This window comes from Agrobacterium sp. fls2-241-TYG-188a, assembly GCF_030209845.1.
The window spans coordinates 387204-400963 of record NZ_JARVRD010000003.1 but is presented as its reverse complement, the minus strand read 5'-3'; the positions used below and the strand labels follow the sequence as shown (position 1 = coordinate 400963).

The following is a 13760-nucleotide window of genomic DNA, read 5'->3' as shown; positions in this document are numbered from 1 at the left end:
CGCAGCAGGAAGAGCAAACCCCTTCTGCACCGGCACCTTCCGGCCCAAGAAGCTTTCTCTATGTCGGTGGGCGTGACTGTCAGGTTGCGCATCTTCGACAGATTGCCAGCAGCTTCGATGCGGAGCTTATCCATCACGATGGCGGATTGCGCGAGGCTGTTTCGCGGATCGACACGCTGCTTCCGTCGGTCGACTGCGTGTTCTGCCCCATCGACTGTATCAGCCATGATGCGTGTTTACGGGTAAAGTCCGGATGCAAGAAGTTCGGCAAGACCTTCATTCCACTGCGCAATGGCAGCAAGTCCAGTCTGGAACGTGCCCTTCAGACCATGAATGAGCGCAACGGCGCCAATTGAGGTGTTCAGGCGCGGGCCGGCTTGAAAAAGGCGGCAAGCGCCAGAACGATCCATCCGGCAATCATGCCAAAACCGCCTATTGGCGCGGCCATTGGAAACAGGCCCACACCGGTGAAATGGCGTGAGACAAGGTCGGCTGCAAAAAGTGCGGTGCCGAGGCCCAGAAGAATGGAAGCGGGTGTTGCGGTCCTGATCCGCTCCCAGCCGATGTGAAGACCGAGAAGGACCGGTGCGTGGGCCAGGCACATTGCCGATGCGTTGCCAAGCAATTGCGTTGCACCCGTGTGCGTTGCCGCCGCAGCAAGCGCAACACCTGCGGCGCCAAGCAGGCCGGCAAGAAACAGGCTCGTCGAACGCAGCCATTGTCTGCTCATGATGTGGTCTCTTCCTGATTTTGCATATGCAGCGCCAGACGTTCTATCGGCGTCCAGATGATGTCGCGCAGTTTGGGGTTCTCGATGGTCTCATCCATGGCGCGCCGAAAGCAGAGCAGCCATTCTTCCCGCTCCACGGTACCGATGGGGGCCACGAAATGCCGTCTGCGCAGCATGGGGTGTCCGTATTTTTCGACATAGACCGGCGGGCCGCCGAGGTAGCCCAGCAGGTAATCGGTAAACTTGCTCTCGCTGTTTGAAAGATCTGGTGGGTGGATGGCCCGGCAGTGCGATGCTTCGGGCAACGTGTCCATCAACTCGTAAAACCGCCTCGACAATGCACGAACCGTCTGCTCGCCGCCAATTGCCTCATAAAGTGTAATGGTTTCGCCCGACACGTCCAGTCTCCGTTTGCCCCAGCTTTGCCGCCTCAGCGAAAAAAGCGCAACAGCAAACGAAGGGTGCGGCAAATTGCTTTGCCGCACCCGGCATCACATCAGCCGAAGTTGCGGATCATATCCAGACCCTGTCGCAACAGGGCGTCGGCGTCGTCCTGATTGGCCGCTTCGACATAGCAACGCATCTCCGGCGCGTTGCCGGATGGGCGGAAGTGGATGGTGTTGCCGTTGGTCAGCGTCACACGGAGCCCGTCTATATCGCTGGTTTCCTTCACATCCCCGACGGGACGAAGGAACGTTTCAAGGTTGGTGCTGGACGCGCGAAGATGCTCCATCAGGGCAGCGCTCTTCTCCTGGGCAAAATCCTGCAGACGATCTGCGGCGGCGGCAGGGAGCCTGTAAGCGGCCGCAATCTGCGACAACGGCTTTTGCTGGTCGGCTGCAAGCTTCAGCACCGCCAGAAGCGGCAGGAAGCAGTCACGTGTCGGCAGCGGGGACACCGTCTTGCCATTAAGCGTGAAGGCCGAGGCCGTCAGGAAACCGCCATTGGCTTCAAAGCCGATGACCCTTTCCTTGCCCTTTGATAGAGCCTCCTGCATCCCGGCGATGACAAAGGGCGACCCAACCTTGGTGCGCAAAACCTCGAAATCGCCATTGCCTTCAATGCCTGAATTGGAGGTGACGGGTGTGACGACAACATCGGCTTTGAGAAAATTGGCAGTGATGAGACCCAGGAGGTCGCCGCGAAGTGGAGCGCCGTGCTCATCCGCCAGCAATGGCCTGTCTCCATCGCCATCGGCTGAGATAATCGCATCCAGCTTATGCTCTGCGGACCATGACTTGAGTTTCTCCAACGTATCGGCGGAAACGGCTTCAGTATCGACAGGGATGAAGGTCTCGGACCTGCCGAGTGGGACGACCTCAGCACCGTAATGTTTCAAGACATCAACAAACGCATCCCGGGCGACCGTGCTGTGCTGATAGACGCCAATTTTCAAACCGGAAAGCGAACCTGCTGGTAAGAGAGCCGAAGTGCGCTCGAAAAACAGCGCGTTTGCCTGTTCTGCTCCGCTTTCCGCATCGCCCGGCTGGTCGGGCATATCGGCGCCTTCGAGGCCCTTGGCCAACTCGCCAATTGCAATTTCATCCTGCTTGTCGATTTCGCCATCCGGCCTGTAAAACTTGATCCCGTTGCGATCCGCCGGAATATGCGAGCCCGTAATCATCAGGGCACCGGCATTCAGGGACATGCTGTAGAGCGCCAGGGCAGGTGTCGGCAGCGCGCCGCAATCAACCGGCTTCAGACCGGCGGCGTGCAGTGCGCCAATGCAAGTGCGTGCGATGGAGGGGCTCGAATCCCTGAAATCTTGCCCGATCAAAACAGGATCACCAGCTTTTGCCTGTCCGGAAGCCAGAAGATGTTTTGCGAAGGCTGTTGCGTAAACTGCGGACGCCCTGCCTTTGAGATCTTCCGAAAGGCCGCGAAGGCCGCTTGTTCCAAACTTCAGGCTCATATCGATTGCTTCCTTATTCTGGTCTTGCGTGGGCTTTTTTGTCGAAATTTTTTAATATAACGCCAAAAGCGCAGCATTGATCCCGCCCGCGGCCTTACCCGGTGGTAGCCGACAGCTCGGAAAGGATCAAGTTTTGACAGGAAGCGACCACTCACCCTATACCGGCCCGGCGTCGAGAGGGTCGGCGTCAGGGAAAGGTTCTGGAATGGAAACGGTATCGATCGACAATCGCGGCGACTTTGGCCTGTGGGCAATCGAACGCGCCAAGGCAATCATCGCCGCAGAAGGCTCAGACCTTGCCATCGCTTCCCGCGAGGGAAACGAGGAAGAGATCAGAAGCGCAGCAAACAGCCTCGGCGCTGCGATCTCTGCGGCCTTGCTCGAGGTTTATGACGGCCTTGTTCCCGAAGAATGATCCTGCCGATTGAGGCCTGCATAGCGCAAGGCGATGAAGGCCGTAAGGCACGCCACGGCAAATGCGTTGATGTTCAGCAGCTTTGTAAGGTCTTCCGCATTCCATAGATGCAAGGCGTCGCCCAGGAGATAGCGGGTGAACAGGAAGCCGACGAAGACGAAGCCGGTCATGCCGATCTGCCACAGTCTTTCATGCGCGCGAAACGAAACAGCCACCAGCATGATGCAGGCGCAGAAGAAAAGCTCGGTGCCGGAGGCGGTGCCGAAAAGCTTGGTTTCGAACACCGTGTCGATCGTGCCGATCACAGGCAGGGAAATCCTTGCGGCAAGTGATGACCTTTTCGCGATCAGGGGGATGGCCAGGAAGAACAGCATCGAGATGATGCTGATCGACGCTGCCGCCACCCCGCTCCCGACAAACCACCATATCGTCAATGGATAAAATGGCTTGTTGGCGATGATGACCCAGGCGATCGTCAGGGTCGCTGCTGTCAGAGGGTCGTGTGCTGCCGCTTTCGTTTCCATCGCGCTTACGCTTTGACCGGAGCGAGCAGATAGTGGCCAACGCCCCAAACCGTACCCTTGTCATGACCGAAAAGGCCTGCGGTTGCGAGGAAGAACAGACGCCAGCGTCGTCTCCACAGATTGGCATCCTTGCCATAGACCTGCTGGAGAATGGGAGTGATACGCGCCTCTTCCCTGTCGAAATTGGCGAGCCAGTCCATGGCGGTGCGCCGGTAGTGGTCGCCCGACCAGCGCCATTCCGCCTCAACATTGTAGATGTCCTCGAAGCGGTGCGGCAGGTCCAGCGCAGGCATGATGCCGCCGGTGAAGAAGTGATGGGCAATCCAGTCGGCGGGGTTGTTCTGGTCGAAGCGGTAGGAGCGGTCCTTGTGATTGAAAACGTGGATGAACAATTTGCCATCCTGCTTCAGCCAGCCGCGTGTTCGCTCAAACAGTGCTCGCCAGTTGGACATGTGCTCGAACATTTCAACGGAAACGATGCGGTCATAGGTGCCGTCAGGCGCAAAATCATTCATGTCGGCGGTAACGACGGTCAGGTTGGTGATGTCGTTGCGCGCGGCCTGCGCAAGAATATAGGCGCGCTGTGATGAGGAGTTCGAGACAGAGGTGATACGCGCATTGGGGAATTGACGCGCGAGGTAGAGCGACAGCGAACCCCAGCCGCAACCGAGTTCCAGAATATCCATCCCATCCTGCACATCGGCATGTTTTACCGTTTCCGCCAGAGCGGCTGTCTCGGCATCGGCAAGTGTGGTGGTTGCGCTGGGGTAGAAGCAGGATGAGTATTTTCGTTGCGGACCCAGCACCAGCGCAAAGAACTCCGCAGGCACTTCATAGTGCTGTCGGTTGGCCTCATCGGTATGCGTTGCCACGGGGAACGTCGCCATATCGCGGGCGAAGTTCAACTCCTCATCGAAGGGCACTTTCTCCAGCCTGCGCTTCGTCCGGTTGCACAGGAAATTTATGCCGGTCAGGGTCAGGGCGTCGGAAAGCGGCGCCTTTTCGGCGGCATTGATCGCAAAAGCCAGCATGTTCATCTTATGCCTCCTCTTTTCTAGGTCCGGGGAAAAACGCATTCACACGCCGCTGGAGCGAGCGGAATTTTTCGCCGCGTGACCGCATCATGTGTTCTTCAAGGGGGGGAATGCCTGACGCGTGAACCAACAGCCAGTACATCAGCGCGGGTGCCAAGAGGGAGGCCCAGCTCCATGCAGAGGGGCCGGTCAGCGCAAGCAGCGGCCAGGCGCACCAGAAAAGCCATTCGAAGAAGTAATTTGGGTGGCGCGAATATCGCCAAAGGCCTTCCTCGCACACTTCCGTCTTCGCCTCCGGCTTCTTGCGAAAGGCTGCAAGCTGGCGGTCAGAGAGGGCTTCTCCGCCCAGTGCAATCAGGGCAACAAGAATGCCGACAATATCGAGCGCTGTGGGAAATTCTGCCGTGTTGGAAGTTGCAACATAAACCGCCAGGACCAGTACGAAGCCGCACAAGGCCTGAATCTGGAGGAACACGAACAGGCGCACACTTGCCTTGCTGCCCCAGTCCTCTACCAGCTTGGCGTAACGGGGATCTTCCCCACCGCCTTTGGTGCGCGAACCGATATGGCTGCCCAGCCGGATTGCCCATATGGCGACGATCAGGAACGCGGCAACCCGCCGCTCGAAAGCTCCTTCAGCGAAGAAAATAGCGACAAGGCCGCCAATTCCGATGGCGAAGGACCAGATGGTGTCGATCCAGCCGCTCGCACCGGTTTTTCTCTGGACGGCCCAGGCAAACGTCATTGCAAGACTGAGGCCGACTGCCACCAGCGCAAGTAACCCATAATTCATCGCAAGCATTTCCACCCTCGAGACATTGCAACATGTGATGGAGTACGGCGCGGGCCATGAAACGGTTTCCTGCCTGCGAAAAAAAACTGAAGGGACGATTATTTGTGATCCGTTGAAACCTTTGGGTCGTTCTAGTCTTCAATGCCCGTGAGCAAGAACTTCCACCGGAGGAGATGACCATGAATACAGCATTGAAATACGCTTTATGCATTGCAGTATTATCTGGCGGTGCCGCATCCGCAGCCGACATCAACGGCCAGTGGGCGCGTGGCGATGGCAACGCAAAGGTTCAGATTGCCCCATGCGGCTCGGACATCTGCGCCACCAATACCTGGATCAAGCCGGGTACCCCGAAGGAAAAGACCGGTGACCGTCTGGTCATGAGCATAAAGCCGACCTCTGACGGGCAATATTCCGGCACGGCGTTCGATCCACAGCGGGATCTGACCTACAAACTGTCCGTTTCCGTCAACGGGGACACCATGACGACGAAGGGCTGCGTTCTGGCAGGAATATTGTGCAAGGGCGTCAACTGGTCGCGTATCAACTGAACCAAATAGACTGGACCTGACATGAAAAAACGTGCTGTCGCCTACATCTCGACACTTATCGTGTTTGTCGCCATAGATTTCGTATGGCTGAGCGTCATGGCAGACGTTCTCTACCGACCGGCACTGGGCGACATGCTCGCAAAAGACTTCAGGCCAGTACCCGCAGTCCTGTTCTACCTCATCTTTGCAGCCGGGCTGACCTTCTTTGCCGTCCGCCCGGGCCTGGTGACGGCCAAGTACGGCACATCCTTTCTCTACGGCGCCTTCATGGGCTTTGTTGCCTATGCGACCTATGATCTGACAAATCAGGCAACGCTTGCAAGCTGGTCGACAACGTTGACGGTTGCGGATCTGATCTGGGGCTCACTCCTGTCGGCGGTTTCCGCATGTGCCGGCCACTGGATCACCGAGAAATTTGGCGGGCGTCTTGCGCGTTGATGCCCTCAAACCTCGCCGTCCCGATCTTATACCACAGTATCTGATGTTCCCGTTCCGGCCCTTGCGTGGCAAGGGCCTTTCGTTGCAGAAATCCAGGATTGTCATGGCATCCTATATCATTGCCGTTTTCAGCGTTTGTTTCGGAATCCTATTGGCAGGGAGTGCCATGGCCTCGCAGAAAGATGAATCCTACAGGGCTTCAGGGGAGGCGAGGGTAGATGTGGGCGGCTATTCGCTTAACAGCGTATTGTTGCCTGCAGCCAAGGGCGCGGCACTTCCGCCTGTCGTCTTCATCCATGGTGCAAGCACCAGCCTCTATGACCCCATGTATGCGTTTCGCGAAAAGCTGGAAGGCAAGGCGACACTGCTTTTTGTGGATCGTCCAGGACATGGCCGATCTGACATAGGGCCCAAAGCGAATGTGCTGCCGGACGCACAGGCAGACGCCATCGCAACGCTCATGAAAAAGCGCGGCATTCGCAAGGCAATCATTGTCGGCCATTCCTTTGGTGGCGCGATCACAGCAGCCTTTGCCGTGCGCCATCCCGATATGGTCGAGGGACTGGTCTTCCTTTCGCCTGCGCTCTATCCATGGCCCGGCGGCGTTTCATGGTATTATGACGCAGCCCGCGTGCCGGTCGCCGGTCTGCTTTTCAGCGCCATCATTGCGCCAGCGGCAGGGGCCATTGCAATCGACGGGGCAGTGAAATCCGTCTTTGCGCCAAATCCCCGCCCTGCCGATTACATCGCAAAAACCAAGGCTTATCAGGCGCTACGCCCCGTCGCTTTCCGCCACAACGCGCAGGAAGTGGGTGGTCTGAATGCCTGGGCAAAGACCGCCTCAGGCGAGTTTCGCCACATCAAGGCACCGACCGTGATCATTGCCGGAGATGCCGACAAGGTTGTTTCGACCGAAATTCATTCCCGTCATTTGGCGCGCGACATACGGGGTGCCGAGTTGATCGTGGTCCATAATCTGGGACACAAGTCCGATTACGTAGCGAGCGATCTGGCGATCGCGGCAATGGAAAAGATCGCGGGGAAAAAGCGCAACTTGAAAGCCATTGCAAAAACGCTGGAAGCCAAGATTGCCAATGACGGCAAGTGATGAAGAACAGGCCGGTTGATCGGCAACCGGCCTGTATTCGCTTCAAGACATCTTACATCGACAGCACGGCGATCGAACGGATCGGGTTTTCAGTCCCGGTGATTTCGCCTGCGCTGGTCGCCTTGCCCGTTTCAAGATTGACCGTGTAGAGCATCTTGCCAGCGGCCAGCCATGCCGTGTTCTTGCCATCGGCCGTGGTCTGGATATCGAAGGCATAGGTGGCTGGCTTGCCTTCGATGCCAAGCTTGCCAATGGACTTCAACGTGCCGTCGTTTGGCTTGGTCTGCTGCACCAATGCGCTGGTGGTCGCGTCGATGTTGTACATCGCGGTCTTTTCAGGCTTGCCGAAGGAGTTGGTGTAGGCCGCGGCAACGACGTTCGGCGTTTCGCCCTTGTGCATGTCGCCGTCTTCATAGGCCAGCGTACCATCGACCGTTACAGCGCCCGTGTCTGGGTGAACGCGGTGATTGGTAGTGCCTGTCATGTAGCGCAGGCGGTCTGCCATGGGGTTGAAATCAACGATGACGGGCGCCTGCGTCATGGTCAGCGGCTTGTCCATTTTGGCAACTTCCGTTGCCGCGCCGGTCTCCAGATTGATGGAAACAATGGTGTTGTCAGGTGTCACGCCGACAACTGTCTTGTTGCCGGGGCGAAAATCAATGCCGACCAGCTTGTCAACGCCGGTCACATCCATGCTCTTGGTCACGGCTGGCTTTTCGGTATCGAACATGACGAGTGTCTTGTCGCCGGTCAGTCCCAAAACCGGTGCTGCTGCGGCATAGGTTGCGGTTGCGGCAAGCAGGGCAGAAGCAATCGATGCTGTGCGAATGATGGTCATATCTTTCTCCCGTGTTGATCTCGTTTTCCAAGAGGCGGCCAGCGATGGCTGTTCAACGCTCTCAAGAGGTAGACACACGGGGTGGGGCGTTTGGATGCAGCCTGCCAAATTTTTTTTGATTTGCATCCATCGCATGATTTCCAGTGTATGACGTTATGAACATAAGCAGCGGGAGAGACGCCTTTGGACGTCGTGCAGACACAAGCGGATGATTTTGGCGCGGCGCTTCGCGCCTGTGCGAAAGGTGATCGAAACGGCTTGCGGCTGATTTTCGACAAGGAGGCGGGGCGGCTCATTGCAGTGGCGCAACGCATTGTGCGCCGGCGCGATCTTGCTGAAGAGGTGGTGCAGGAAGCGTTCATCCGCATTTGGAAGAATGCCCATCAATATGCACCGGACCGTGGATCGGCACGCGGCTGGATCTACGCCATCGTTCGCAACCGGGCGCTCAACATGCTGCGGGATGGCAAGCGTGAGGATCTTCTGACGGGTGACCATCTGGAGGCATTGCAGGAAGCGCAGCATGTGGAGCACATCATGGCGTCCTGGCACAGGCTTGATCAGGACAGCAAGCTGCGCGACTGCCTGTCGACGCTGGATGAAACCAGACGCAAAGGCATTCTCATGGCCTATGTCGGTGGCTATACCCATGGCGAAATCGCCGGACGGCTTAAAATCCCACTTGGCACGACTAAGTCCTGGATAAGGCGCGGACTTTCATCGTTGCGGGAGTGCATGGCATGACGCTGATGACGCAAGATATCGCCCGCATCGCCGACGAATATGTTCTAGGCCTTCTCGACGACGACGAGATGTTGCGTGTCGAGCAGCAACTCGATGAGAATCCCGCCCTTCGATCAGCCATTGCGGCCAGCCGCGAGCGGTTCCTGCCCCTCGATATCTCGATCGAGGAAACAGCGCCCAGCGCAAGCCTCTGGACCCGTATCGATGCGGAGCTGGAGAGCACTCCGTCGCAGGCGCAGGGCACGCGAGACCCCCGGCCAGCGTCAAACGATAACCATCTGTCCTTCTGGAAACGCACGGCTGCCGCGTCATTGGCGGCTTCGCTGTTGTTTGCCGTTGGTCTTGGATGGTCGCTGACGAGGCAGGTCGATCCCGTCGTCGTCGCGATCTTGCTCAACGATGCCGGTCAGCCTCAGGCTGTTGTCGAAGACTTTAGCGACCGGGAGGCCACGATCAGATTGCTCGCGGATTTTGCGGTGCCTGAAGGCAAGACCTTGCAGGTCTGGACCTTGCCCAACCGGGACATGGGCCCGATTTCGCTTGGCCTCCTCGACGACAGACGCTCCGCCAGATTGGCAACGCCAGCACTACCGGCCCCGAAAAACGATCAGCTTTATGAGATTACCCTCGAACAGGCGGGCGGATCTCCAACCGGCAGACCGACAGGACCAATACTGGTCAAGGGAGTTGGCCGGATTCCATTGTGAGACGGCTTTTAGCAAACAAGGTCGCCTGAAAGCAGAAAGCCCCGGGATCGAAACCCCGGGGCAAGTTCAGTTTAGGTTACGAATGCTGCGGATACTCAGGCTGCCCGGTTCGAGAAGGACGATGAAACCCGGTTCATGAGCTGACGTGCATGGGATTTCTTACCGTCTGCGCGACCATGGATTTCGGCATCCGTTTCGAATTTTCCGACAAGCATGAACAAAGCTTCCGCTTCCTGGGCAAGCGAATGGCTTGCGGCGGTGGACTCCTCGACCATGGCTGCATTCTGTTGGGTTCCCTGATCCATCTGGGCAACCGCCTGGTTGATTTCCTTGATACCCGTGGACTGCTCGCGCGACGCCTCTACGATGGACAGGACATTGACGCTGATTTCCTTGACCTGCTCGACGATTTGTCCAAGGGCTGTGCCCGTTTCCCCAACAAGGCCCACACCGTTTTTGACGTGTTCGCCAGACTTTGCGATGAGTGTCTTGATATCCTTTGCTGCGCTCGCCGACCTTTGGGCAAGCTCGCGAACCTCTTGCGCTACCACCGCAAAGCCCTTGCCGGCATCACCCGCCCGCGCTGCTTCAACACCGGCGTTCAGTGCAAGCAGGTTGGTCTGGAACGCGATTTCATCAATCACGCCAATAATGGTCGATATTTCGTTCGACGATGCCTCGATGGCATTCATCGCGTTGATGGCGTTGCTTACCACCATGCCGGAATGCTCCGCGTTCTTGCGTGTCGCGGTCACCAGGTGTCCGGCTTCCTCGGCACGGCGGCTGGTGTCGGCAACCGTCGTGGTGATCTGCTCAAGCGCGGCGGCTGTTTCCTCAACGGATGCCGCCTGTTGCTCGGTGCGTTTGGCAAGGTCGTCTGCCGCAGCCCGGATCTGCTTGGATCCGGCGGAGATGGCTTGCGCATTGCCGCTGACATCGACAATGGCCCCTTCCAGCCGCTCGATAGCGCCATTGAAATCGACGCGGATCTTATCGAGACGTGCTGCGAATGCCTCGTCGATGCGATAGTTCAACTTGCCGTTCGCCATTGCTCCAAGGCCCAGCGCAAGCGTATCGACTGCGAACTGCACCTCTGAGGCTTCTTCCGCCTGTCGCTTCTGCTGTGCCAGACGCTCACGCTCGGACATCGAGCGGTTTGCCTCAGCTTCGGCTTCAAGGCGGATGCGGTCCCGGGCATTTTCCCGGAAGACGGCAACACACTTGACCATGTCGCCAATTTCACTGCGATCGGGTACCGCATCCAGCTGTGCGTCGGCGTTGCCGTTCGCAAGTTCGCGCATCGTCTGGACGATGCGCGTTACCGGGCGCGTGATGGAGCGGGTAACGATCGTCGCCAGAATTGCAACGACAAACAGCACACCAAGCGAGGTGAGAATGGAAACCAGCAATTCTTTCTGCTGTGTCGCTGCTGAGGCGGACGCATATTCCTCGAGCTCAAGCCCGGTCTGATCTTCTACCGTCTTGAGGGCGTTGATGCGATTGGTGGAAGCCTTGTACCAGTCCTCTGCCGAAACGCTGGCAATATCTCCGCCAAACGGACTCTTAAGTGCAACCTCACGCTGGCGTTCAACCAGTTTTCCGGCGTCGCTTGTCAGAGCAGCCTGCAAAGCGGCGCGTCCGTCTGCGCCCGCATAGCTGTTGAAGTCTGCGAAATAGACGTTCTGCATGGCGCCAAATTTGATGAATTGCTGATAGCTCTCGGCCTGAAACCTGCCAGAAGCAAAGGCCGCCGTGCCAGCCGTACGCTCCTGGCCCGCACGTTCCTTGCCCTGCAGCAAAGCGGAATAGGCGACAATCCGGTTTGAGATATTGCTGTCGGTCGTCAGCGAACTCATGGACTCGATCAATTTGATGATGCTGCCAATCGTATCCGCGAAATAGGCAGCAAGCTCTGGTACAGTCGCTTTGAGCGCCGTCACATCGTCGCGCATGGTCTTGAGCCGGTCGAGTTTCCCCTCCGCAACAAGCGCAAGTTCCCTGAGGGCAGGCCCTCCGACATTGTCGCTGGAGGTGAGATTAAGAGCCTTGAACTTTGCGATGGCTGCGTCTGCGGCAAGTCTCTGCTTTTCCAGAAGCGGACCAAATTCGCCGATGCCTTTTGCACCTACAAACCCTGCAGATGCGCCTCGCTCCTTCTGAATTTCATGAATAGTGGCGCCAATAACGGGCGCCATGGATGCTATCTCCGAAACAGACTTGGCGGCAGAAGCATTTCCCAGACGCAGTATACTATCTTGAACAGCAGCACCAACAAGCGCAATCGCAGGGATTGCGGCAACAAGGACAACGCGAGTGCTTATCTTTAGATTACCAAAAATGCTCACTTAGACCTCTATTTCTGGCGGGAGCAAAAATTTCTGCATTCGGCCAAATGGGGATGAAGGATAACAGTTTTGATAAACAACAATTATTGATGTTTAGTTATTTTGCATACAAAATCATCGCACTTGCTGAATTAGTGACCATTTATTTTCTTGCGCGCTAAATTCTGGAAGGAAATGAGACTTGGCATCGTCGCTCCGGCGTCGTCGCCACGGGAACTTTCTTGCCTCACCAAAGAAAAACATCCTTCGGCAGCATCGCATGCCTGTTTTTTAGCTGACGCTCGAGGGCCGTATATCGAGCTAGGATGGCCTGAGTACCAAGGACACTTGATATGTGGGGGAAATGGCGCACCCGACAGGATTCGAACCTGTGACCTTTGGAATCGGAATTGGAAGACATTAGTTCTAACTGTTTCATTTTTATAGATATGAGTTTACGGTGCGCTAGGACTGCGCTAGATTTTTGACCGCATAAGACTAGCTCAGTTCGATTTTTGACACTGTCGAGGAGCGTCATCGGAATTGGAAGAATATGGTTATAAAGGATTGTTTTTATTATCTTGAACGAGTCAATGTGCTATGACTGCGCTACGCCTGCGCACTCGCCGTCACGCGAAATTAACTTAGTACCCCTACTGCCCATGCGCTATCTTTGGACTTCTTCCCAAGCTCCCTGGATCTCGTCACAGGAACGACCCTCGCGCACCCATGTCGCCACCTCGTCGGCGACCTCGGATATGTCTAGAGAGGCTCGTCCACGAATGGCGCATTCCCAAACTTTAAGGACCCTCCATCCAGTGTCGACGAGTGCGGCTTCAGCTGTACTATCTCTAACTTTAGTTCTCTGAATTTTGTCGTTCCAAAACGAGGAGTTTGTCTTAGGCATGACGCCCTTTGGACAGTCGTGGCCGTGCCAGAAACACCCGTTGACAAAGATGACCGCATTGGGACCTGAGAACACGAGATCTGGCTTTCCCGGCAAACTACTCACATGCAATCGATAACGTAGTCCCCGAGCATGGAGCGCCTTTCGCAAGGTCACTTCTGGGCCAGTATTCCGTCCGCGAATCCGCGACATATTGAACTGCCGCTGATCCGAGTTGAGCGGATCAGGCCGACTTGCTGTGCGGTAAGGCATGTAGGATTTTGTCAAAGCGAATTTCTCAACGTTCTCAACGGCAATCTCGCTGGTATGCTAACTCGACAAAAGATGTAACAATGTCCTGTAATCGAGCATTATCGTATTCGTTGTATCATGCACTCTAGTGACTCCGCATCCATTGAACGCCATGATTGTGTTCTGAATCGATTCGGAGTGCACATGGCTACAATGAAAGTTTATGCGGGGCCACCGGGTACGGGCAAGACGTGGAACGCGGCGCGCCAAGCCGTAGAAATACTACGTCCTGGCACTTTGCCGGCGGATGTCCAGACCGTCCACGAGCAGCTTGTGGCCGAGGGTCGGATAGTCTGGGTGACGTTCCACCCGAGCTATTCCTACGAGGATTTCGTCGAGGGCTTTCGCCCCGAGGAAACCCCCACAGGTAATGTCGTATATTCAATTGTCCCCGGGCCTTTCTTGACTGCTTGCCGGACTGCGAGTGCAGCAGTTAGCGCGAAC

General features: G+C 56.7%; 16 protein-coding genes and 1 pseudogene. 8 read left to right on the top strand and 9 right to left on the bottom strand.

The window, feature by feature from the left end:
• Window positions 1-44 precede the first annotated feature (44 nt).
• Window positions 45-356, top strand: a pseudogene (locus QRN85_RS15880) (DUF2325 domain-containing protein); the annotation flags it as partial.
• A gap of 5 nt (window positions 357-361) precedes the next feature.
• On the opposite strand, the gene QRN85_RS15875 reads toward QRN85_RS15880, so the two are convergent.
• From QRN85_RS15875 to QRN85_RS15865, 3 genes are all read right to left on the bottom strand, one after another.
• Entirely contained in the window at window positions 362-730 is a 369-nt protein-coding gene (locus tag QRN85_RS15875) for a DUF423 domain-containing protein (protein WP_284759268.1), read from the bottom strand.
• Window positions 727-1128 carry a group II truncated hemoglobin gene (locus QRN85_RS15870; RefSeq protein ID WP_284759265.1) on the bottom strand — a complete coding sequence of 134 codons (402 nt, stop codon included), beginning with the start codon at window positions 1126-1128 and terminating at the stop codon, window positions 727-729. The genes QRN85_RS15875 and QRN85_RS15870 overlap by 4 nt, the downstream gene beginning before the upstream one ends.
• Window positions 1129-1226: 98 nt before the next feature.
• The gene (locus QRN85_RS15865) at window positions 1227-2642 is read right to left on the bottom strand and encodes a phosphomannomutase (RefSeq protein ID WP_284759262.1); all 1416 of its coding nucleotides are present in this window, start codon (window positions 2640-2642) and stop codon (window positions 1227-1229) included.
• Between the two features lie 205 nt (window positions 2643-2847).
• Between QRN85_RS15865 and QRN85_RS15860 the strand changes: the two genes are divergently transcribed.
• Window positions 2848-3057, top strand: coding sequence for a hypothetical protein (locus tag QRN85_RS15860; RefSeq protein ID WP_062584917.1), 210 nt, complete (start codon window positions 2848-2850; stop codon window positions 3055-3057).
• Here the strand turns inward: QRN85_RS15860 and QRN85_RS15855 are convergent.
• The 3 genes from QRN85_RS15855 to QRN85_RS15845 are packed head-to-tail and all read right to left on the bottom strand — an operon-like array spanning window position 3030 to window position 5408.
• Complete coding sequence (locus tag QRN85_RS15855) at window positions 3030-3581, bottom strand: hypothetical protein (RefSeq protein WP_062584919.1); 552 nt, start codon at window positions 3579-3581, stop codon at window positions 3030-3032. The genes QRN85_RS15860 and QRN85_RS15855 overlap by 28 nt on opposite strands.
• 5 nt (window positions 3582-3586) lie before the next feature.
• Window positions 3587-4618: an SAM-dependent methyltransferase gene (locus tag QRN85_RS15850; protein WP_284759257.1), complete on the bottom strand. Its 1032-nt coding sequence runs from the start codon at window positions 4616-4618 to the stop codon at window positions 3587-3589.
• 1 nt (window position 4619) lies between these two features.
• Window positions 4620-5408, bottom strand: a complete 789-nt coding sequence (locus QRN85_RS15845) for a DUF1295 domain-containing protein (RefSeq protein WP_284759255.1) — start codon at window positions 5406-5408, stop codon at window positions 4620-4622.
• A gap of 179 nt (window positions 5409-5587) precedes the next feature.
• Here QRN85_RS15845 and QRN85_RS15840 point away from each other — a divergent pair, with 179 nt between their 5' ends.
• The 3 genes from QRN85_RS15840 (at window position 5588) to QRN85_RS15830 (ending at window position 7505) form a co-directional block, all read left to right on the top strand.
• Complete coding sequence (locus tag QRN85_RS15840; RefSeq protein ID WP_112964269.1) at window positions 5588-5959, top strand: DUF2147 domain-containing protein; 372 nt, start codon at window positions 5588-5590, stop codon at window positions 5957-5959.
• 21 nt (window positions 5960-5980) lie between these two features.
• Complete coding sequence (locus tag QRN85_RS15835) at window positions 5981-6397, top strand: DUF2177 family protein (protein ID WP_113220090.1); 417 nt, start codon at window positions 5981-5983, stop codon at window positions 6395-6397.
• 166 nt (window positions 6398-6563) lie between these two features.
• Entirely contained in the window at window positions 6564-7505 is a 942-nt protein-coding gene (locus tag QRN85_RS15830) for an alpha/beta fold hydrolase (RefSeq protein WP_284759252.1), read from the top strand.
• 52 nt (window positions 7506-7557) lie between these two features.
• Here the strand turns inward: QRN85_RS15830 and QRN85_RS15825 are convergent, their stop codons facing one another.
• On the bottom strand, window positions 7558-8343 hold the full coding sequence (locus QRN85_RS15825) for a DUF4394 domain-containing protein (RefSeq protein WP_284759251.1): 786 nt from the start codon (window positions 8341-8343) through the stop codon (window positions 7558-7560).
• 192 nt (window positions 8344-8535) lie between these two features.
• On the opposite strand from QRN85_RS15825, the gene QRN85_RS15820 reads away from it, so the two are divergent.
• Window positions 8536-9087, top strand: coding sequence for a sigma-70 family RNA polymerase sigma factor (locus QRN85_RS15820; RefSeq protein ID WP_113094392.1), 552 nt, complete (start codon window positions 8536-8538; stop codon window positions 9085-9087).
• Window positions 9084-9794 (top strand): anti-sigma factor, encoded by a 711-nt coding sequence (locus QRN85_RS15815; RefSeq protein ID WP_284759249.1) that lies wholly within the window; start codon window positions 9084-9086, stop codon window positions 9792-9794. The genes QRN85_RS15820 and QRN85_RS15815 overlap by 4 nt, the downstream gene beginning before the upstream one ends.
• 95 nt (window positions 9795-9889) lie before the next feature.
• Here the strand turns inward: QRN85_RS15815 and QRN85_RS15810 are convergent, their stop codons facing one another.
• A complete protein-coding gene (locus QRN85_RS15810) occupies window positions 9890-11989 on the bottom strand; it encodes a methyl-accepting chemotaxis protein (protein ID WP_284759248.1) in 2100 nt (699 codons plus the stop codon).
• Window positions 11990-11991: 2 nt separating this feature from the next.
• Here QRN85_RS15810 and QRN85_RS15805 point away from each other — a divergent pair, with 2 nt between their 5' ends.
• Window positions 11992-12300, top strand: a complete 309-nt coding sequence (locus QRN85_RS15805) for a hypothetical protein (protein WP_284759247.1) — start codon at window positions 11992-11994, stop codon at window positions 12298-12300.
• Window positions 12301-12785: 485 nt separating this feature from the next.
• On the opposite strand, the gene QRN85_RS15800 is transcribed toward QRN85_RS15805, so the two are convergent.
• Window positions 12786-13277 (bottom strand): very short patch repair endonuclease, encoded by a 492-nt coding sequence (locus QRN85_RS15800; protein WP_284759600.1) that lies wholly within the window; start codon window positions 13275-13277, stop codon window positions 12786-12788.
• Window positions 13278-13760 lie beyond the last annotated feature (483 nt).

Coding starts and splice junctions, on each gene's coding strand:
- QRN85_RS15875 (WP_284759268.1), bottom strand. CDS start 730: ATGAGCAGACAATGGCTGCGTTCGACGAGCCTGTTTCTTGCCGGCCTG.
- QRN85_RS15865 (WP_284759262.1), bottom strand. CDS start 2,642: ATGAGCCTGAAGTTTGGAACAAGCGGCCTTCGCGGCCTTTCGGAAGAT.
- QRN85_RS15860 (WP_062584917.1), top strand. CDS start 2,848: ATGGAAACGGTATCGATCGACAATCGCGGCGACTTTGGCCTGTGGGCA.
- QRN85_RS15855 (WP_062584919.1), bottom strand. CDS start 3,581: ATGGAAACGAAAGCGGCAGCACACGACCCTCTGACAGCAGCGACCCTG.
- QRN85_RS15850 (WP_284759257.1), bottom strand. CDS start 4,618: ATGAACATGCTGGCTTTTGCGATCAATGCCGCCGAAAAGGCGCCGCTT.
- QRN85_RS15845 (WP_284759255.1), bottom strand. CDS start 5,408: ATGAATTATGGGTTACTTGCGCTGGTGGCAGTCGGCCTCAGTCTTGCA.
- QRN85_RS15840 (WP_112964269.1), top strand. CDS start 5,588: ATGAATACAGCATTGAAATACGCTTTATGCATTGCAGTATTATCTGGC.
- QRN85_RS15835 (WP_113220090.1), top strand. CDS start 5,981: ATGAAAAAACGTGCTGTCGCCTACATCTCGACACTTATCGTGTTTGTC.
- QRN85_RS15830 (WP_284759252.1), top strand. CDS start 6,564: ATGGCCTCGCAGAAAGATGAATCCTACAGGGCTTCAGGGGAGGCGAGG.
- QRN85_RS15825 (WP_284759251.1), bottom strand. CDS start 8,343: ATGACCATCATTCGCACAGCATCGATTGCTTCTGCCCTGCTTGCCGCA.
- QRN85_RS15815 (WP_284759249.1), top strand. CDS start 9,084: ATGACGCTGATGACGCAAGATATCGCCCGCATCGCCGACGAATATGTT.
- QRN85_RS15810 (WP_284759248.1), bottom strand. CDS start 11,989: ATGGCGCCCGTTATTGGCGCCACTATTCATGAAATTCAGAAGGAGCGA.
- QRN85_RS15805 (WP_284759247.1), top strand. CDS start 11,992: ATGCTATCTCCGAAACAGACTTGGCGGCAGAAGCATTTCCCAGACGCA.
- QRN85_RS15800 (WP_284759600.1), bottom strand. CDS start 13,277: ATGCCTTACCGCACAGCAAGTCGGCCTGATCCGCTCAACTCGGATCAG.